The sequence below is a fragment of the Arenimonas daejeonensis genome (genome assembly GCF_007993735.1).
GTDB lineage: Bacteria > Pseudomonadota > Gammaproteobacteria > Xanthomonadales > Xanthomonadaceae > Arenimonas > Arenimonas daejeonensis.
The window spans coordinates 928,933-948,558 of record NZ_CP042453.1 but is presented as its reverse complement, the minus strand read 5'-3'; the positions used below and the strand labels follow the sequence as shown (position 1 = coordinate 948,558).

The 19,626-nt window shown below is 69.4% G+C and carries 12 protein-coding genes, 1 tRNA gene and 3 pseudogenes; 2 read left to right on the top strand and 14 right to left on the bottom strand.

Going from position 1 to position 19,626, the window contains the following annotated elements; translation table 11 throughout:
- Positions 1 to 19 precede the first annotated feature (19 nt).
- The 3 genes from bfr to FRZ33_RS04525 all read right to left on the bottom strand — a co-directional run bounded on the left by bfr (position 20) and on the right by FRZ33_RS04525 (position 1,494).
- Positions 20 to 490, bottom strand: a complete 471-nt coding sequence (gene bfr, locus FRZ33_RS04535; protein ID WP_146907951.1) for a bacterioferritin — start codon at positions 488 to 490, stop codon at positions 20 to 22.
- A gap of 151 nt (positions 491 to 641) precedes the next feature.
- Positions 642 to 842 (bottom strand): bacterioferritin-associated ferredoxin, encoded by a 201-nt coding sequence (locus FRZ33_RS04530; RefSeq protein WP_146907949.1) that lies wholly within the window; start codon positions 840 to 842, stop codon positions 642 to 644.
- Between the two features lie 55 nt (positions 843 to 897).
- Positions 898 to 1,494, bottom strand: coding sequence for an RNA pyrophosphohydrolase (locus tag FRZ33_RS04525; RefSeq protein WP_146907947.1), 597 nt, complete (start codon positions 1,492 to 1,494; stop codon positions 898 to 900).
- 144 nt (positions 1,495 to 1,638) lie between these two features.
- Here FRZ33_RS04525 and FRZ33_RS04520 point away from each other — a divergent pair.
- Positions 1,639 to 1,715: transfer RNA gene (locus FRZ33_RS04520), tRNA-Met, on the top strand.
- A 71-nt stretch (positions 1,716 to 1,786) separates the two neighbouring features.
- Here FRZ33_RS04520 and FRZ33_RS04515 read toward each other — a convergent pair.
- From FRZ33_RS04515 to FRZ33_RS04465, 11 genes and pseudogenes are all read right to left on the bottom strand, one after another.
- Positions 1,787 to 2,194, bottom strand: coding sequence for a VOC family protein (locus FRZ33_RS04515; RefSeq protein ID WP_146907945.1), 408 nt, complete (start codon positions 2,192 to 2,194; stop codon positions 1,787 to 1,789).
- Positions 2,195 to 2,288: 94 nt separating this feature from the next.
- On the bottom strand, positions 2,289 to 3,551 hold the full coding sequence (locus FRZ33_RS04510; protein ID WP_146907943.1) for an RNA polymerase sigma factor: 1,263 nt from the start codon (positions 3,549 to 3,551) through the stop codon (positions 2,289 to 2,291).
- Positions 3,544 to 3,987, bottom strand: coding sequence for a YciI family protein (locus FRZ33_RS04505; protein ID WP_146907941.1), 444 nt, complete (start codon positions 3,985 to 3,987; stop codon positions 3,544 to 3,546). Before FRZ33_RS04505 ends, FRZ33_RS04510 begins: the two co-directional genes overlap by 8 nt.
- Before the next feature lie 253 nt (positions 3,988 to 4,240).
- Positions 4,241 to 4,843: pseudogene (locus tag FRZ33_RS04500) on the bottom strand (SDR family NAD(P)-dependent oxidoreductase); the annotation flags it as partial.
- 55 nt (positions 4,844 to 4,898) lie between these two features.
- Positions 4,899 to 6,098 (bottom strand): 2-methylaconitate cis-trans isomerase PrpF, encoded by a 1,200-nt coding sequence (gene prpF / locus FRZ33_RS04495; RefSeq protein ID WP_146907940.1) that lies wholly within the window; start codon positions 6,096 to 6,098, stop codon positions 4,899 to 4,901.
- 1 nt (position 6,099) lies between these two features.
- Positions 6,100 to 8,707, bottom strand: a pseudogene (gene acnD, locus FRZ33_RS04490) (Fe/S-dependent 2-methylisocitrate dehydratase AcnD).
- 127 nt (positions 8,708 to 8,834) lie between these two features.
- A complete protein-coding gene (locus FRZ33_RS04485) occupies positions 8,835 to 9,461 on the bottom strand; it encodes a glutathione S-transferase family protein (protein WP_146907938.1) in 627 nt (208 codons plus the stop codon).
- A 25-nt stretch (positions 9,462 to 9,486) separates the two neighbouring features.
- Complete coding sequence (recD, locus tag FRZ33_RS04480) at positions 9,487 to 11,220, bottom strand: exodeoxyribonuclease V subunit alpha (RefSeq protein WP_146907936.1); 1,734 nt, start codon at positions 11,218 to 11,220, stop codon at positions 9,487 to 9,489.
- The gene (locus FRZ33_RS04475; RefSeq protein WP_146907934.1) at positions 11,217 to 14,723 is read right to left on the bottom strand and encodes a UvrD-helicase domain-containing protein; all 3,507 of its coding nucleotides are present in this window, start codon (positions 14,721 to 14,723) and stop codon (positions 11,217 to 11,219) included. The genes recD and FRZ33_RS04475 overlap by 4 nt, the downstream gene beginning before the upstream one ends.
- A gap of 430 nt (positions 14,724 to 15,153) precedes the next feature.
- Positions 15,154 to 18,129: pseudogene (gene recC / locus FRZ33_RS15960) on the bottom strand (exodeoxyribonuclease V subunit gamma); the annotation flags it as partial.
- A 57-nt stretch (positions 18,130 to 18,186) separates the two neighbouring features.
- Entirely contained in the window at positions 18,187 to 19,089 is a 903-nt protein-coding gene (locus tag FRZ33_RS04465; RefSeq protein ID WP_146907931.1) for an SDR family NAD(P)-dependent oxidoreductase, read from the bottom strand.
- Positions 19,090 to 19,190: 101 nt separating this feature from the next.
- Here FRZ33_RS04465 and queD point away from each other — a divergent pair, with 101 nt between their 5' ends.
- Positions 19,191 to 19,544: a 6-carboxytetrahydropterin synthase QueD gene (gene queD / locus FRZ33_RS04460; RefSeq protein WP_146907929.1), complete on the top strand. Its 354-nt coding sequence runs from the start codon at positions 19,191 to 19,193 to the stop codon at positions 19,542 to 19,544.
- Positions 19,545 to 19,626: the final 82 nt, after the last annotated feature.

The following is a 19,626-nucleotide window of genomic DNA, read 5'->3' as shown; positions in this document are numbered from 1 at the left end:
GTGTTTCGTGGCGCTGGACTCAGCTGCCCATCTTGGCCTGCAGGTAGTTCTGCTCGCCGATGCGCTCGATCAGGGCCAGCTGGGTCTCCAGCCAGTCGATGTGTTCTTCCTCGGACTCGAGGATGTCGGCCAGCACCTTGCGCGACACGTAGTCGTTGGCCTTCTCGCAGTCGATGATGCCGGCCTTGAGGTCGGGCACCGCCTGCATCTCCAGCTTCAGGTCGCACTGCAGGCATTCCTTCGGCGACTGGCCGATGAAGAGCTTGCCCAGGTTCTGCAGGTTCGGCAGGCCGTCGAGGAACAGGATGCGCTCGATCAGCTTGTCGGCGTGTTTCATCTCGTCGATCGATTCCTTGTACTCGTGCTCGCCGAGCTCTTTCAGGCCCCAGTTATTGAACATGCGGGCGTGCAGGAAATACTGGTTGATCGCGATCAGTTCGTTGTAGAGCGCCTTGTTGAGGTGCTCGATGACCTTGGCGTCGCCTTTCATGGCGGGCCTCCTGTTCCGTGGACGTGCCGGCAGCCTACCCCTTCACCCCTGAAGATGAAGAAACGGGAATTGCTTTCGTTTGCAGGCGCACGGCATTCGCGTTTGCGAATGCAGCCAGTTCCATGTGGGAGGGGCTTCAGCCCCGACCGCCTCAGGCCGCGACGGCGAACACCGGCAGCGGGAAAGGTTTCGCGCGGCTTTCGGCCAGGATCTCGCCGGCCATCTCGCTGCAGGTGCCGCAGCCGCTGCCCAGGCCCGTGCGCATGGTCAGCTCGGTGACCGACGCGCAGCCGGCCTCGGCCGCGTTGCGGATGTCCTGGTCGGTAACGCCGTGGCAGATGCAGACGTACATGCGGGCCGGTCTGTGTGAGAACGGTTCGCATTTTCCATGCGAATGCGAACGATTGTCAACTGCCGGAGCCCACCCCCGACCCCGTCTCACCGGCGGCCGCGACCCCCGCCATCGCCGCCGACGCCTGCAGCAGGGCCTGAACCCCCTCCCCGCAGGGCGGCACCGCGGTATCCCCGGCCACGGCCCGGGCCGCGACCGCCAGGTGCTGCAGGGCGCGCACATAGACCTCGCGCTTGAAGCTGACCACGTGTTCGGCCGGGTACCAGAAGTCCACCCAGCGCCAGCTGTCGAATTCGGGCTTTTCGGTCAGGTCCAGCTGCACGTGGTGTTCCTCGCCGGTCAGGCGCAGCAGGAACCAGACCTGTTTCTGGCCGATGCACACCGGACGGTTGCCCCGGCGCACACAGCGGCGGGGCAGGCGGTAGCGCAGCCAACCGGGCGTGGAGCCCAGCACTTCCACGTGCTCGGGCAGCAGGCCGGTTTCCTCGCGCAGCTCGCGGAACATCGCCTCCAGCGGCGTCTCGTCGGTGTTCATGCCGCCCTGCGGGAACTGCCAACCGTCACGGTTGACCCGCCGGGCCCAGAACAGCCGACCATCGCCGTGCATCAGCACGATGCCCACATTGGGGCGGTAACCGTCCGGATCGACCACGATCGGACTCCAAAAATCTACTGGAGCCAGACTGCCACAGGGCTGTTGAAGGCCACAAGCGGGGCGGCCGCGGATTGACAGGAAGGGGGTCGAAGGCCCAGAATTCGCGGCCCTGTCTGCAACGGACAGCGCGTTTTGCCCCATGGCTATGTAGCTCAGCCGGTTAGAGCACAGCACTCATAATGCTGGGGTCGGTGGTTCGAGTCCACCCATAGCCACCAATGAAAAAACCCCGCCAGAAGCGGGGTTTTTGCGTATATGGCTGCTGCGCCAGCCTAGGCGCGGACAGATATCAGCCCGCCGGCACCGCCGCCGGATCCATCCAGAACGCCTCCCACACGTGGCCATCGGGATCGGCCAGGGCGCGGCTGTACATGAAGCCGTGGTCCTGCACCGGGTTGATGTCGGCGGTGCCGCCGTTCGCCTTCGCGGTATCGGCGATGGTGTCCACCGCGTCGCGGCTTTCGAACGAGATGGCGAGCAGCACTTCGCTCGCCGTGGTCGGCGGAATCGGGCGGCTCGTGAACGTGCGCCACTTGTCGTGGGTGAGCAGCATCACGTGGATGGCCTCGCTCCAGACCATGCAGGCGGCGGTGTCGTCGGTGAAGTGCGGGTTGTTGGTGAAACCCAGCGCGGCATAGAAGGCCATGGCCTTGGGCAGGTCGGCGACGGGCAGGTTCACGAAGATCATCTTCTGCATGGTGGTTTCCTCGGGGGTTGGCGGGGACGGGGATCCGGCCCTCATTCCTTCGACGGACGGCAGGGGCGGGATTCGACAATCCCGGAAGAAATTTTCATCCGCAGGCCTCTTGGCGTTTGAGCAGGAACTCCCGTTCGCGGGCGTTCTGCGCCAGTTCGGCGGCGCGGGCGAACTGCAGCTTGGCCTCCAGCACCCGGCCGGCGCGGAACAGGAAGTCGCCGCGGGCCGCCGGCAGTGGCGCATAGGTCTGCAGCGCAGGGGTTTCGGCAATGGCATCGAGCAGACGCAATCCCGCCTCCGGGCCGAAGGCCATGCTGTGCGCCACCGCGCGGTTGAGTTCGACGATGGGCGACGGCATCACTTGCGCCAGCGTGTCGTAGCTGGCGGCGATGCCGGACCAGTCGGTGGCGTCGTAGGTTTTCGCGCGGGCGTGGTGGGCGGCGATCTGCGCCTGCAGCGCGTACGGCCCACGTTCGCCGCCCAGGGCTTCGACCCGCTTCAGCGCGCTCAAGCCACGATGGATGAGGAACTGATCCCAACGCGCGCGCTGCTGCAATGCCAGCGTCAGCAGGCTGCCGTCGGGCGCGGTGCGGGCATTGAGGCGCGAAGCCTGCAGTTCCATCAGCGCCAGCAGGCCTAACACTTCCGGCTCGTCCGGCAGCCGCGCCGACAGCACGCGGCCCAGGCGCTGCGCTTCCTGGCACAGCGCCGGCCGCAGCAGGTCGTCGCCGGCGGTGGCGGCGTAACCTTCATTGAAGATCAGGTAGATCACTTCCAGCACCGAGGCCAGGCGCGGTGCCAGCTCGTGGCCGCGCGGCACCTCGAAGGCGACGCCCGCTTCGCCGATCGCACGTTTCGCCCGCACTATGCGCTGGGCGATGGTGGTTTCCGAAGTCAGGAAGGCGCGGCCGATCTCGCCCGTCTCCAGGCCGCCGAGCAGGCGCAGCGTCAGCGCGGCACGCGCATCCGCCGACAGCACGGGATGGCAGGCGGTGAAGATCAGGCCCAGGCGGTGGTCGCCGATGTCGTGGTCCATGGCGGCTTCGATGTCCTCGATGCTCGCGAAGGGTTGGGACTGTCCGGCGTCGTCGATCAGCTGCGGTTCTTTTTCATCTTGCAGCTGCCGGCGCCGCAGCGCGTCGATGGCCCGGCGTTTGGCCGTGGTCATCAGCCAGGCGCCGGGATTGTCGGGAATGCCCTTGCGCGGCCAGTCGGTGAGCGCGGCCAGGAAGGCGTCCTGCGCCAGTTCCTCGGCCGCGTCCAGGTCGCGCAGCAGGCGTGCCAGCGCGGCGATCAACCGGGACCGCTCGATCCGGAAGACCGCCTCGATGGCCTCGCGTGCCGCGGCTTCAGCCATTGCGCTGGGGGTAGTTCGCGGCGCCCAGTTTTTCGGCCACGCGCCCGTGCACGGCTTCCGCTTCGGGGGTGAGCGCGTCGCCGAAATCCTCCATCCCGTACAGCGGGCGGATGTCGATGTCGCTGGGGCCGAACATCGGGTTCGGGCAGCGCTTCACCCACTCCACGGCCTCGGCCATGTCCTTCACTTCCCACAACCAGTAACCGGCGACGATCTCGCGGGTTTCGGCGAAGGGGCCGTCGGTGACGGTGCGCCTGGTGCCGTCGAAGTGCACGCGTTTGGCCTGCGCGGTGGGCTTCAGGCCTTCGCCGGCCAGCATGATGCCGGCGTTGACCAGCTCTTCGTTGTACTTGCCCATGGCCTCGAGCATTTCGGCGGGAGGCATGACGCCGGCTTCGCTGTCGGCGGTGGCTTTGACGAAAACGATGACGCGCATGGTGGTTCTCCTTGATCGGGTGGATGCAGGGCCGGTCTTGGCCCTGTAACCAGACGACGAACGGCCGGGGCCGGATTCGACAGACTCGACGGGAGTTTTTCGCCGTTTCCGGCGGATCGTGCAAGTGTTTGATTCTGAACGGCCTGCAGACGCCGCCTGCTCGGCTCAGACGCGCCCGGCCACCGGCACCAGGGGCACCGGTGATGGCGCTGGCGCGGTCCGACAGCAGGAACACGATGGCGTCGGCCAGCTCGGCCGGCTTCACCCAGCGGCTGAAATCCGCATCGGGCATGTCGGCGCGGTTGGCCGGCGTGTCGATGATGCTCGGCAACAGGGCGTTGACCGTGATGCCGCGGTCCTTGAGCTCTTCCGCCAGGGCTTCGGTGAGGCGGGCGACACCGGCCTTCGAGGCGGCATAGGCACCCATGCCGGCGCCGGCCTTCACTGCGCCATTGGCACCGATGTTGACGATGCGGCCGCCATCGGGAAGCAGGGCCAGCGCGGCCTGGCAGGCGGACACCGCGGTGCGCAGGTTCATCCGGTACATCGTGTCCCAGGTGTCGAGCGAACCGCCCGGCACTTTCTCCCAACGGAAGCCGCCGGCGATGTTGACCAGACCATCAAGGCCGCCGTGCTGCTTCTTGATCGCCGCGAACACCGCCGCCGCCGCATCGGCCTGGCCGAGATCCACGCCGCCATGCAGGCTGGCGCCCTCCAGCGTGGACGGATCGCGCGGCGCCGCCGCGAAGTCGATGGCGGCGACAGCCGCGCCCTGCGCCAGCAGCGCCTGCACCACGGCGGTGCCGAGGGCGCCGAAGGCGCCGGTGACGGCGATGGTTTTTCCGGTGAGGGACATGGACTTCTCCTGCAGGGGGCGCCGCGATGTTAACCGAGACGCGCGGCGGCGCCGTTCAATCGATGTGGAAATCCGCCGGCACGCGCACCGCGCCTTCCATCAGCACCCGCGCGCTGCGGCTCATGATCGCCTTGCGCACGACCCACTGGCCGTTCTCCTGGCGCGCTTCCGCGCCGACACGCAGGGTACCGCTGGGATGGCCGAAACGCACCGCCTGGCGCTCGCCGCCACCGGCCGCAGTATTCACCAGGGTGCCGGGAATCGCCGCGGCGGTGCCGATGGCGACGGCGGCGGTACCCATCATCGCGTGGTGCAGCTTGCCCATGCTCAGCGCACGCACCAGCAGGTCGATCTCGCCGGCCTCGATGCGCTTGCCGCTGCTCGACACGTGGTCGGCAGGCGGCGCGACGAAGGCGACCTTGGGCGTGTGCTGGCGCTTTGCTGCGTCGGCCACGTCCTTGATCAGACCCATGCGCACGGCACCGTGGGCGCGGATGGCCTCGAACATGGCCAGCGCCTTCGCATCGCCGTTGATCGCGTCCTGCAGTTCGGTGCCGGTGTAGCCGATGTCCTTCGCGTTCACGAACACGGTCGGGATGCCGGCATTGATCATCGTCACCGTCAGCGTGCCGACGCCCGGCACGTCCAGCGTGTCGGTGAGGTGGCCGGTCGGGAACATCGCGCCACCGCCCTCGCCTTCGCCCTCGTCGGCCGGGTCGATGAACTCCAGCACGATCTCGGCCGCCGGGAAGGTGACGCCGTCGAGTTCGAAATCGCCGAGCTCCTGAACTTCGCCGCCGGCAATGGGCACATGGACAACAATCGTCTTGCCGATGTTGGCCTGCCAGACGCGCACCGCGAACACGCCGTTTTCCGGCAGCCGCGACCTGTCGATGAAGCCATTGGCGATCGCGAACGGACCGACCGCGGTGCTGAGGTTGCCGCAGTTGCCGCTCCAGTCCACGAAGGCGGTGTCGATCGACACCTGGCCGTAGAGATAGTCCACGTCGTGGCCGGGCTGCGCGCTCTTGCTGATGATCACGCACTTGCTGGTGCTCGAAGTCGCGCCACCCATGCCGTCGGTGTGTTTGCCGTACGGGTCCGGGCTGCCGATGACGCGCATCAGCAGCGCGTCGCGGGCCGGGCCGGGCACGCGCGCGGCTTCCGGCAGGTCCTGGAGACGGAAGAACACGCCTTTCGACGTGCCCCCGCGCATGTAGGTGGCGGGAATGCGGATCTGCGGGGCGTGTGCCATCTCAGGCCACCTTGTTCGATTCGAGGAAGTCCTGGGCGAAACGCTGCAGCACGCCACCCGCTTCGTAGATGGAAACCTCTTCGGCGGTGTCGAGACGGCAGGTGACCGGCACCTCGAAACGTTCACCGTTGCGGCGGTTGACCACGAGGGTCAGCGTCGCACGCGGCGTACGTTCGCCGGTCACGTCGTAGGTCTCGGTGCCGTCCAGGCCCAGGTCAGGCGCGTGGTGCCGGGCTGGAACTCCAGCGGCAGCACGCCCATGCCGATCAGGTTGGTGCGGTGGATGCGTTCGAAGCCCTCGGCCACGATCGCCTCCACGCCCGCCAGGCGCACGCCCTTGGCCGCCCAGTCGCGCGAGCTGCCCTGGCCGTAGTCGGCGCCGGCGACGATGATCAACGGCTGGCCACGGTCCATGTAGGTCTCGATCGCTTCCCACATGCGCGTCACCTTGCCTTCCGGCTCCACGCGCGCCAGCGAACCCTTCTTCACCACGCCGTCCACCACCGCCATCTCGTTGATCAGCGTCGGGTTGGCGAAGGTGGCGCGCTGCGCCGTCAGGTGGTCGCCGCGGTGCGTCGCGTAGGAATTGAAGTCCTCTTCCGGCAGGCCCATCTTCGCCAGGTATTCGCCGGCGGCGCTGTTCAGAAGGATGGCGTTCGAAGGCGACAGGTGGTCGGTCGTGATGTTGTCGCCCAGCAGCGCCAGCGGACGCAGGCCGGTGAGCGTGCGCGGCTTGGCCAGCGCGCCTTCCCAGTACGGCGGGCGGCGGATGTAGGTGCTCTGCGCGCGCCAGTCGTACAGCGGGCTGACCTTGGCGGCGCTCTCGACGCTGAGCTTGAACATCGGCTCGTAAACCTTGCGGAACTGCTCGGGCTTCACCGCCGCCTTCACGATCGCGTCGATCTCGGCATCGCTCGGCCACAGGTCCTTCAGCGTCACCGGCTTTCCGGCGGCGTCGTGGCCCAGCACGTCCTTCTCGATGTCGAAGCGGATGGTGCCCGCGATGGCATAGGCCACCACCAGCGGCGGCGAGGCCAGGAAGGCCTGCTTGGCATAGGGATGGATGCGGCCGTCAAAGTTGCGGTTGCCGCTGAGCACGGCGGTCGCGTACAGGTCGCGGTCGATGATCTCCTTCTGGATCGCCGGGTCCAGCGCGCCGGACATGCCGTTGCAGGTCGTGCAGGCGAAGGCGACGATGCCGAAGCCGAGCTGTTCGAGTTCGGACTTCAGGCCCGCTTCTTCCAGGTACAGCGCCACGGCCTTCGAGCCCGGCGCCAGCGACGACTTCACCCACGGCTTGCGCGTGAGGCCCGCACGGTTGGCGTTGCGTGCCAGCAGGCCGGCGGCGATCACATTGCGCGGGTTGGAGGTGTTGGTGCAGCTGGTGATGGCGGCGATGATCACGGCGCCGTCGGGCATCAAGCCTTCGGCTTCCTGCGCGCGGGCGGCGGCGAGGTTGCCGGCGATGCCCTTGGCGGCGAGGTCGGCCGTGGCGACGCGGGCGTGCGGATTCGACGGGCCCGCCATGTTGCGTCCCACGCTGGAAAGGTCGAAGGACAGCGTGCGCTCGTACTGAGCCGTCGCCAGCGCATCGGCCCAGAGGCCGGTGTGTTTGGCATAAGTCTCCACCAGCCTCACCTGCTCGTCGCTGCGGCCGGTCAATCGCAGGTAGTCGAGGGTGTTACCGTCGATGAAGAACATCGCCGCAGTCGCGCCGTATTCCGGCGCCATGTTCGAGATCGTGGCACGGTCGCCCAGCGTCAAAGCCGAGGCGCCTTCGCCGCGGAATTCCAGCCATGCACCTACGACCTTCTGCTTGCGCAGGAACTCGGTGAGCGCCAGCACGATGTCGGTGGCAGTGATGCCGGGCTGCGGCTTGCCGGTGAGCTCGACGCCGATGATGTCCGGCAGGCGCATCCACGAGGCGCGGCCCAGCATCACGTTCTCGGCCTCGAGGCCGCCGACGCCGATCGCGATCACGCCCAGCGCGTCCACGTGCGGGGTGTGGCTGTCGGTGCCGACGCAGGTGTCCGGGTACGCCACGCCGTCGAGCACGCCGATCACCGGGCTCATCCGCTCCAGATTGATCTGGTGCATGATCCCGTTGCCCGGCGGGATCACGTCCACGTTCTTGAACGCGAGCTTGGTCCAGTCGATGAAGTGGAAACGGTCCTCGTTGCGACGGTCTTCAATCGCCCGGTTCTTCTGGAACGCCTGCGGATCGAACCCACCACACTCCACCGCCAGCGAGTGGTCGACGATCAGCTGCACCGGCACCACCGGATTTACCTGCGCCGGATCACCACCCTGGTCGGCGATCGCATCACGCAGGCTCGCGAGATCCACCAGCGCGGTCTGGCCCAGGATGTCGTGGCAGACCACGCGCGCCGGGAACCAGGGGGAAGTCGAGGTCGCGTTTGCGTTCGATCAGCTGGCGCAGCGAGGCGTCCAGCGCCGAAGGTTCGCAGCGGCGCACCAGGTTCTCGGCCAGCACGCGCGAGACATAGGGCAGCCCGTCCCAGGCACCGGCCTGCAGCGCGTTCACCGCGGCGCGCGTCGAAGAAGTCGAGGGAGGTGCCGGGCAGCGGCTGGCGGTACGTCGTGTTCATGGCTGGCCTTGTTTCAGGGGCCGCCATTATCCGGGACCGGGCCCGAGGGCGTCATCTTTTCCCGAGTTTTTTGCCGGTTTGCCAGCGCCCAGGCCGGTTCTGCCCCGGGATCTGGCCGCCCTGCCCCCTAGGCCGGCGGCGTGTCCACGCGATACGGCGTCGCCTGGGCCGAGGCCCGCTGGCCGAAAGCCGCCATGAACCCGGTGAGGCGGGGCATCGCCGACAGGCCCATCGGATTGCGGAAAGCGAAGTGTTCCAGCACCGCGAACAGCCCGAGCTCGAACATCCGGATGCGCGCCGCCGGCAGTTCGGACTGCACGGCATCGAGGTTCGCATCCAGCCACACCAGGCAGTTCACCAGACTGGCGCGGCGCTTGCGCGAGGCCGTGTCGGCCGGGCGCTTGGACACGACTTCGTGGAATACCACCTCGACCTGCACGGCCATCGTATGCGCCATGATCTCGTGCGCGTTCATCAGCAGCGGCGTGCGCGCGTCCTCCGCCCAGAACACCCGTGACTCGCCGCCGGGCACCGAACGCGCCAGCGCGCGGCAGACGTTCTGGCTGCCCCATACCACGGTCTCGTCCTGGCGCAGGGCCGGAAGTTTCAACGCGGGGTTGCCGCCGAACACCGCCGGATCCTCGCTGAGCAGGTCGTAGATCGGGCGCAGCGTGTACTGCACGCCCAGTTCGTGCGCGAGCAGCCGCGCCATGCGCGTGTAGTGCGAACCCTGGCGGCCGATGATCTCGATCATGTGAACCTCCGACGACACGACAGGGTCAGTCTCCCGAAAGCCGCGCGGCCAGTCCACCAGCGCGTCGCACCGCCCGCGCCAGCGCCGCGTCGACGCTGGCCCGCGGCGCCCAGACTTCGATGCGCTGTTTGGCGCGCGACAACGCGGTGTACAGCAGCTGCCGCGACAGGATGCGGTGTTCGGGATCGGGTGGCAGCAGCACGGCGGCGTGGCCGTATTCGCTGCCCTGGCTCTTGTGGATGGTGATGGCCCAGGCCGGTTCGTGCGCCGGCAGGGCGCCGGGCGCGAAGGCGCGCGCGCCGCTTCCGTCGGCGGCCACGAACCACACGTGCAGCGTGCCCTCCGCGTCGCGCAGGCACAGGCCGAGGTCGCCGTTGAACAGATGGGCGCCGTAGTCGTTGCGGGTGATCATCACCACGCGGCCCGGATACCAGGTTTGATCCGCGGGCACGTGCCAGCGCTGGCGAAGCTGGCGTTCGATCGCGGCATTCATCGCATCCGCGCCGAAGGGACCGTCGCGCAGCGCACAGAGCAGCTGTCGCGTGGCGAGCGCGCGCAGAACCGGCGTGACGGTCTCGCTTTCTGCCGCACCGGCGACGACGGGCCCGGGCGGGCCCGCGTCTGCCAGCGCATCAGCCCAGCGGCGCGCTTCGCGTGCAAGTGCGGCCGGCGTTTCGACGGTGTGCAGTGTGGCACTGTCGCCCGCACCGACCAGCGCGGCGGCCAGCGCGGCGCCATCGCCGGCACGCACGGCTTCATTCACCGGCACCAGGCGGGTGTCAGCGCGGAAGCTGTGGCGCAGGCGCACGAGTTCGGGCGCGTCCTGTGCTTCCAGCACCGCCACCAGGTCCATCAGCACCGAACCGGCGCCGACCGGGTTGAGCTGGTCGGCATCGCCCACCAGTACCAGCACGGCTTCCAGCGGCAATGCGCGCAGCAGCGCACGCAGTTGCGCCAGGTCGAGCATCGAGGCTTCGTCGACCACGACGATGCCGGCCTCGATCGGCGACTCCGGCCCGCGCGTGTAGGCGTTGCGCGTCGGCGAATAACCCAGCAGGCGATGCACGGTGAGCGCGTCGGCGGTGGGCAGCGCATCGAGACCGGCCTGCCATTCGGCCGGCAGGTGCCCGCGCAGGCGCGCCGATTCGCTGCGCAGCGACTGCACCAGGCGTTGCGCGGCCTTGCCGGTGGGCGCGGCCACCGCGATGCCCTGCCCGCCCGCGCCGTCGCGCTGCAGGCGCAGCAGCATGCGCAATACGGTGGTGGTCTTGCCCGTGCCGGGGCCACCAGTGAGCACGAACAGCCTGCGCCCGCCGACCGAACGCACGGCCTGGCGCTGGGCGCCGTCGAGTGCCGGGTCGCCACCGGGGAACAGGGTGTCCACCGTGGCCTCATCGGTGGTCGAGCGCGTGGCAGCGTCACGCCGCGTGCGGATCAGCGTGGCGACTTCGCCTTCGTGCAGGAAGTTCCGCCATAGGTAGAAACGGCCGGCCTCGTCGAGCACGAAGGGCGTCTGCGTTCCGCCGTCGCCGACCAGCGCTTCGGTCCGCAGTGCGTCGCAGGCATCGTCCGCCAATGGCGCCAGCGCAGTGTCGCCGGCCAGCTCGGCGACTGCGGCGCGGCCGGCCAGTTCCGCCAGGCGCGCGGAACCGCCGTGGCCCAGCACCCAGCGCGCCAGCGCACGGGCCAGTGCACGTTCGCGCAGCGGGCCGTCGGTGTCGGCGGTCGGCGGCCGGGCGTCGTAGCGCAGATGGCTCATGCCGGCACCTCCGCTTCGGCCAGCACCGCATCGACGGCGTGGATCAATCCGTCGCTGAAACGCTCCACGAAAACGCCGGCACCGGGCGCCAGGCCCGCGGCACGGACGAACAGGTAGATGTACGCACCGAGATGTCGCGCCGGCGCGTAATCCGGCAGCCGCTGGCGCAGGAAACGATGCAGCGCCACGGTGTAGAGCAGCGCCTGCAGGCGGTAATGGCTGTGGTCCATCGCGGCGCGCAGCGCCCCGCCGCTGTAGTCCGAAAGGTGTTCGCCCAGCCAATTGCCCTTGTAGTCGAGCACGTGGAAGACGCCGCCGTGTTCGAACACCAGGTCGATCTTGCCGGTCATCAGGCCGCGCAGGCGTTCGGCGGCAAGCGGCGGCACCAGGCCGGCGTCGCCGTGTTCCGCGGCGGCGGCGCGCAGCTGCGACAGGCGTGCGGCGTCGAGCGCGAAGTGGAAGGCCATTTCGGCGCGCTGATTCGCCGCCGGCACCTCACCCAGGCGCAGGCCAGGCAGCAGCTCTGCGGCGAGTGCGCCGTCCATGCGCCGGGCCAGCGGCGCGACGACGGCTTCGGGTTTCGCGTCGTGTGCACGCACACCGAATCCACGCAGCTGGTCCCGCAGCAGGCCGTGCTGGTCGACCAGCGGCCGGTCCTGGCGGCGGTTCTCGAAGGCGGCGTGCAACGCGTTGCCGAAGGCGGTGCCACGCACGTTGGCCAGCGCCAGCAGCTCCGGATGCGGGGCTTCGTCCACGGGCTCCGGCGCCGGCTCGTCGAGTGCCAGCGGTTCGTCGTCGGCCGGGGCTTCTTCGGTCGGCGCCAGGCGCAAGCCGCTGATCAGAGTCGAGAAACTCAGGCGCTGGCGCAGCGGGGTGGCGGCAGGCTCGACAAGCGCGACACGCGCCAGCGGCGGTTCCGGCGCATCCGGCAGCACGGCATCCACCAGCGGCCAGCCTTCGTCGTTCCAGCCGACCTGCGGCAGCGTGTCCTGCCGGTCGGCCTCGATCACACGCGTCAGCATCGCATCCAGTGGCGCGCGTTCCGGATCGGCCTTGGACTTCTGGCTGTTCGCGGCCTGCGGGCGCTCCGGCGGCAATGCGTACACATGGCAGGCATGGATGGCGCGGGTCAGTGCGACGTACAGCGTGCGGAAACGTTCGTCCTGGCCCTCCCAGCGCGCGCTTGTCTTCGCGGCGTCGTCGAAGGCGGCGCGGCGGCCGCCCTGCGGCAGCGGCACCAGGTACGGCGCCTGCAGCGACTGGCCTTCGTGCGCCCACATCAGCGGCAGGAACACGACCGGGAATTCCAGGCCCTTGCTCTTGTGCAGGCTCATCAGCTGCACCCGGCGGGCGTCGGATTCGATGCGCGGCTGGCGTTCGTCGCCGCTGTCTTCGTCGCCGTCGCCGCGGCGCTGTTCGCCCAGCCAGGCCAGCAGTTCGCGCGTGCCGCCGCCCTGTTCACTGCGCAGCTGCAGCAACTCGCCGAGATGGCGCAGGTCGGTGAGATCACGTTCGCCACCGGGCGTGGCCAGCAGGCGCGGCGCGGCATCACTCGCCAGCTGCTGCACCAGGGCCAGCACGCCCTTGCTGCGCCAGGCCTGGCGCAGGCGCTGCAGGCGGTCGGAAACCGCGGTCCACAGCGGCGAACCGGCATCCAGCGACGCCAGCGTGGCCAGGTCGAAACCCCAGAGCCGCGTCAGCAGCGCGGCGCGCAGGGCGGATTCGTCCTCTTCGGCCAGCACCGCGCTCAGTACGAGCTGCAGCTCGAAGGCCCAATCGCCGGCGAATACGCTGTCGCGCGCGCCGCCGACGCAGGGCACGCCGCGTGCCTGCAGGCGGGCGCGCAGGCTGGCGATGTCGCGATTCGTCGGCAGCAGCACCGCCAGGTCGCCGGGCTCCAGTGCGCGGCCGCCGATCGCGTGCTGACCCGAGGCCAGCATCGCCGCGATCTGGTTGGCGCAGGCGTCGAGCGCGAGTCGGCGGCGCTCACCCTGGCGGCCGGGGTCGTCGGCGTGGAAGTGGATCTGCAGCGGGCGTTCAAGCGCGCGGCCGCTGATCGTGTACGGCGTGGCGTCGCGGCGGCCGCTGGCTTCGACGGGGCAGTAGTTCACATCGTCGGCACCGCTGCGGCCCAGGGTCTGGCCACCGGCGGCGTACCACTGGTTCACCGCCTGCACGTAGCCGCGCGAGCTGCGGTGGTTGGTGCCCAGCACCAGCACGTGGCCGGCATCATGACGGGCGCGGCGGTAGGCGTGGATGTCGCCGCCGCGGAAACCGTAGATCGCCTGCTTGGGGTCGCCGATCATCACCAGGCGGCCACGCTGCTGGCCTTCGGCATCACGATAAAGACGGTCGAGGATGCCGTACTGCTGCGCGTCGGTGTCCTGGAACTCGTCCACCAGCGCCACCGGCCAGTCGCGGAACAGCGCGTCGGCCAGCGCGGGATTCGATGCGATGGCCGCGTGCGCGCGCCGGATCATCTCGTCGAAGGTCACCTGGCCACGCGCGGCGAGGCGTTCATCGCGCCAGCGTTGCGCCTGTTCGACCTGGGCGTGCCAGAAGCGCTGCAGCGGCACGAAGCGCGTCGCCTCGATACGGGGCCATTGCGCGAACAAGACCGCGATCGCCGGATGCGCCAGGAAGGCGGCCTGGTGTTCGGGGCGGATGTGTTTTTCCAGCACCTGGCCACGGATCAGCTCGAGGTGGTCCTCCTTCGGCCAGCCGCCTTCGCCAGCGAAACAGGCCGCCAGCGTCGTCAGCCCGGTGCGCAGTGCGCTGTTGACGCGCGTGAACCAGGCCATGCGATCGATCACATCGTGCAGGCCCGATACCAGGTCTTCCGGCAACGCGGCGAGCACGGTGGGCAGGTCTTCGCCGGCCGCGTCGATGCGCACGCCCGGCGCCATCAACTGCCTGAGCTGTCTGCTGAAGGTCGAGAGCTTCAGGTCCTCGAGCGCGATGCCCCGTGCCGCCTCACCATCGCCCTGGTGCAGCACGCGCCAGGCATCACGCGCCAGCTCTTCGGCCAGCGCCTGGCCCGAGGTCGGGTCGCCGGGTTCGAAACGGCTGCCGCTTTCGAACGGATGTTCGGCCAGGATGCGCTGGCACAGGCCGTGCAGCGTGCCCACCGGCGCGCGGTCGAAATCGGCCAGCGCCAGGCGCAGGCGGCGGCGGTCTTCGCGCTGGCGGGCGTCGTCGTTCCAGCGCGCGCACAACCAGGCTTCGTCAGCGGGAAGGCCATCCGGCGCCGGCGGGGCATCCGCCAGTGCCAGCGCGGCGCGCAGCCGACCGCGCAGGCGTTCGCGCAGCTCCTGCGCGGCGGCATCGGTGAAGGTGGTGACGACGACCTGCTCGACCGCGAGCGGCTGCTCGAGCAGCAGGCGCAGGTACAACACCGCGATGGTCCAGGTCTTGCCGGTGCCGGCGCTGGCTTCGACGAGTGCGCGGCCGCCCGGGCCCAGGGGCAGTTTGTTCCAGTGTTCGACCTGGACGGGCGTGTTCATGCCGCATCCTCCGGGCCGATGCGCATCCGCTCCGCCAGCTGCCCCGCCTGTTTGCGCAGGGCCTCGTGATCCTCCGTGCCTTCCTCGAAATCCAGGCCGCGGCCGAGCAGGCGCGCGTATCCGGGCGAATAGCCGCGTTCGACCTGCCAGGCGCCTTCGGCATCGTCCTTTCCGGCGGCCAGCACGCTCGACGCGCGTGGGAAGTACCAGGCCGGATGCGTGACCGGTTGCGCCCACAGCGACAGCAGGTCGAGCACGCGTTCTTCAAGGTCTTCGCGCATGTGCGCCTGCCCTTTCGTGGAGGCGGCGATGAAATCGCGATCCCAGGCAGCGATGCCGTCCTGCCAGGGGCTGCCGGCTTTTTCACCAGCGCAACCAGACGGACCGCGCGGCCCGCATTCTCCGGCGCCAGGCGCAGCAGTGCCCAGGCCAGGAACAGCGGCAGCCGCTCCTGAAGGCCGAGGTCGTTTTCCTTGTCACGGTTCGGGAACACGTCGAGCACCCAGAGCGCATCGCCACTGTCGCAGGCGTTCTTCAGTTCGCCGGTGATGCGGAAACGCCCGGGATCACGGCGCAGTGGTGGCGTCGCTGCCGGCAATCCGGCCGCGAGCAGTGGCGCGATGTCCGCACGAGCACGTGCGGTGTCGACCAGTGCCTGCACGGCCTCGAGCTCGCGCGCCCAGGCGGCGTCACCCAGGCCCGCCGCAGGCAGCAGGCCGGCCAGGCGCATGGCTTCCGGCGCCTTCGCAGGCAGCGGCGTCGAGGGATCGCGCAGGGCCTGCAGGCACAGGGCGCGCGCCGGCGAATCGAGGCGATCGAGCCGGGGCTCCAGCGGTTCGTCTTCGGCCAGGCCGGATTCGTCCAGCGCGTCCAGCCGGACCTGCAGGCGTTCGGCCAGCAGCACCCGCGCGGGATCCCGGAAATAGCGGCGCAGCCCTGACACCGACAGCTCGCGCACCGCGTCGTCGGCCGGCGGCGGATCCGGCGACAGCAGCCGGCGCGGTTCCGCCGCGCCCCGCGTCATCGCCGCGAATTCGCCGCGGTATGAGAACAGGCGCGGATCCTGGCCGTCGAAATAACGCCCGTCGAAGGGCTGCAGCGGATGTTCGACGCGCCAGGCCGGCGCGACGGTTTCGTCGCCGATGCGGTCGCCCGCCGGCAGCGCCGCCATCAGTTCGGCCAGCGGCGCGGCGGGATTCCGCGCGCTGCCACTGACGGCGTCGAAGGCGACATAACTCAGGTGCAGCGCGTCGCGCGCCGACATCAGCGTTTCCAGGAACAGGTAGCGGTCGTCGCTGCGCACGTCGCGATCGCCGAGCCGGCGCAGGCCCGGCCGGCCGATCGGATCGAGGCCGGCATCGACATCGTTGCGCGGGTATTCGCCTTCGTTCAGGCCCAGCACCGCGACCACGCGGAAGGGGATCGCACGCTGCGGCACCATGCCGCAGACGGTGATGCCGCCGGCCAGGAAACGCTGGCGTTCGGGCACGGCCGACAGGCGTTCTTCCAGCCACTGCTTCACCACCGGCCAGCTCAACAGCGGATCGAGGCCGAGGTCGCCGGGTTCGCTGGCCAGCGCGCGCAACAGCGCACGCAGCTGGTCCATCGCTTCGATCGCGGCGGCATCGGAAAGATCGGGCAGGAACAGCGCATCGAGCCGCTCCTCCAGCCGCCGCGCCCACTCGGTGGCCGGTCGTTCGGCCACGGCATCACTGCGCAGCCCCGCGATCTGCTGCAGCAGATGATCGAGCGCACCCAGCGCCGGCGTGGCGCCGCCGGTGACACCGGGCACGGGCACCATCGCGGTGTCGTCCGGCAGGTGCAGCACGGCGTCCATGGCTTCGCTGCCGTGGATGAAACCGGCAACCAGCCGGTCCATCGCCCAGGACAGCGTGTGTTCCTCGGTCGCCGGCACGCCCATCGCGGCGCGGAAGGCCGGGTCCAGGCCCCAGGCTGCACGCGCGTCCGCCAACCACTGCACCAGCGTGTCGAGCGCGCTGTCGTCGAGGCCGAGGCGGCGCATCACGACGGGCTGCCCGAGGAAATCGACCAGCTCGGGCGCGGTCAGTCGCGTGCTCGGCAGCGACAGCAGTTGCCGGAATGCCGTGAACAGCGGCTGCGCACGCGCCATCGGCACGTCGGCCAGGTGGTAGGGCAGCGGGCCTTCGGCGCGGCCGGCTTCGCCGAACACCACCGGCAGCAGCGGCAGGTAGGCGCCGATGTCGGGCGCCATCACGACGATGTCGGACGGCTCGAGGTCGGGGCGTTCGGCGCGTTCGCGCAGCAGCGCGTCGCGCAGGGCTTCGAGTTCGCGCAGGCGCGAATGGGCGGCGTGCACGCGCAGCGAGCGGTCGTGCAGGCGTGAATCCCGATCACGCGGATCCGTGGCCATCAGCGCGGGATCGAGGCGGCGCAGGCTTTCCTGCGTGCGTTCGAGCAGCGAGTCGGGCGTCTTGTCGGCCTCGCGCTCATCGCGGAAATGGCGGATGTCGAGCGCGGCCTCGAGCTGCTGCATCGACAGCATGAAGTGCTGGCCCAGCCGCCCCCAGGCCGCCAGCAGCGGATGGCCTTGGTCGAGGAAATACGCGCTGGCGTCCTCGCCGTGCGGATCGCGCGCCAGTTCGAGCAGGCGCGCGCGTTCGCTGCGCAGGCCGGCCCAGTATTCGCGACAGGGATCGGGCAGGTAGAACACCACCGGTCGATGTACGGCCAGCGCCTGCAGCACGGCCAGTTCGGCGGGCGCGAGATGGCTGACGCCGAACACGTGCAGCGGATCGGTGGCGCCGACATCCACGCCGCCGCCACGCAGCGTCGCGCCCAGGTCCGCCAGGCGTTCGCCACGGTGCGGTTCGTGCAGCGCCTGCCGCAGCAGGCGCCACACCGCCGGATGGAAGCCCGATCCTTCGAAGGTGTTGCGCGAATACGACCAGTCCTCGAGCCAGTCCGGCCGATAGGCCATGTACTGGATGTAGATGCGCGCGAGCCGGTCGGCCAGTTGGAATCGCCTCAGCGCCGCATCGGGACCGGTGAGATAGGCCGCCAGTTCGACATCGGGTGGGGCGGCCAGCACTTCATGGATGCGCCAGCGCAGCCATTCGCGCCGCCAGCCGCGCGGTGACACCGCGTCGCCGCCCTGCACCTGCCGGGCCAGGCTGTCGAGGAAGGTGGTGGGCAACACGATGTCGAGGTTGGCGACGATGCCGCCGGCCCCACGCCGCCGCGCCAGCGCGCCGGCCAGCCACTGGCGCATGCCCGGGTGCGCGGCCACCACCGTCTGGGGCGCCAACGGCGAGGCCGGCGCCTGGGTGGCGAGAAGATGGTCCAGCGGTTCGAGCAGCGCCTCGAGCCGGCTGGCCCGGAACACCGTGATTCCCTCGCTGGCGCGTTGTTTCCAGTCCCCGGGCATCCGTACAGCCTAGCTGATCGACCGGGACAGGATGCCTGCGCCCTGTCTCAAGGCCTGCTACAGGAAGGGCACACCGGTCAGTTCGGCGCTCAGCGCGACCAGTTTCGCGCGCGCTCCGGCATCGTTGGGCTGGGGGTCCATCGGTTCGGCGGGCTTGCCGTCCAGATAGAAAGCGCCGGGCTCGAGCGTGGGCGAGCGGATCAGCGACATCACGTGGTCGCGGCCTTCGTCCACGCTGGTCCGCGGCGCCATGCCGAGGCTGCGGACCATGGTGGTGTCCATCATGGTCGCCGGGTGCAGGGAAATCATGGTGATGCCCTGCCGGGCGAAGGCCGGCGCCAGTTCGACGGTCATGGACACCTGCGCCAGCTTGCTCTGTCCGTAGCCGCGGGCATGGGCACCCGGCTTCTCCAGCATCACGTCGTCGAAGTCGATCGGCGCGGCGCTGCCCGAGGCCACGTTGACGATGCGCGAGGGCGCGGCCGCCGCCAGGTTCGGGCGCAGCTTGTTCACCAGCACCCAGCCGGCCAGGTAATTGACCGCGAACTGCAGTTCATGACCATCGGCGCTGGCGTGACGCGGCTGGTTGCCGGTGAAGGCGACGCCGGCGTTGTTCACCAGCAGGTTGAGTTTCGGGTAGTCCTTGGCGATGGTGTCGGCGAAGTCGCGCACGGCCTGCATCGATGAGAAGTCGGCGGCGTAGAACTTCGCCGAGCCCTTGCCGGCCCTGGTGATCTCGTCCACCACCGCCTGGCCGCGTTCGGCATTGCGGCCGTGCACGATCACGTGCGCGCCGTCGGCCGCCAGCGCCCGGGCCAGTTCGCGGCCCAGGCCGTCGGTGGAGCCGGTGACCAGCACGGTCTTGCCCTGGTAGGACAGGGGCGCCCCGGCGGGTTGCGCCTGCGCGGTGGAGAGCAGGACCAGGGTCGCGATCAGCAGCCAGGCGAGCGGACGGCGCATGGGCGGACTCCTCGGTGCGGACCCGCAGCATAGGCCCGGGTTCCGGCCCCCACAACCGCGCCGCCGGGCGCCCCTGACAGGGCCGGGATACAATACCGGCCATGGATATCTTCAAGGTCTTCCGCATCGAAGCCGCGCACCGGCTGCCGAACGTGCCGCCGGGGCACAAGTGCGCGCGCCTGCACGGGCATTCGTTCGCGGTGGAGCTGCACGTGGGCGGCGAACCGGATGCGCATACCGGCTGGATCATGGACTTCGGCGACATCAAGGCGGTGTTCAAGCCGATCTACGACCGCCTGGACCACCACTACCTGAACGACATCCCGGGCCTCGAAAATCCGACCAGCGAGAACCTCGCGCGCTGGATCTGGGACGAGCTCAAGCCGCAGCTGCCGGCGCTGTCGCTGATCGTGGTGCACGAGACCTGCACCTCCGGCTGCCGCTACGCCGGCTGAAACGGGGTCAGGTTCACTTTCCCGCTTCAAGGGAGGGAGAGGGTTTCGCCCGACTTCCGCGCGCGGGAAAGTGAACCTGACC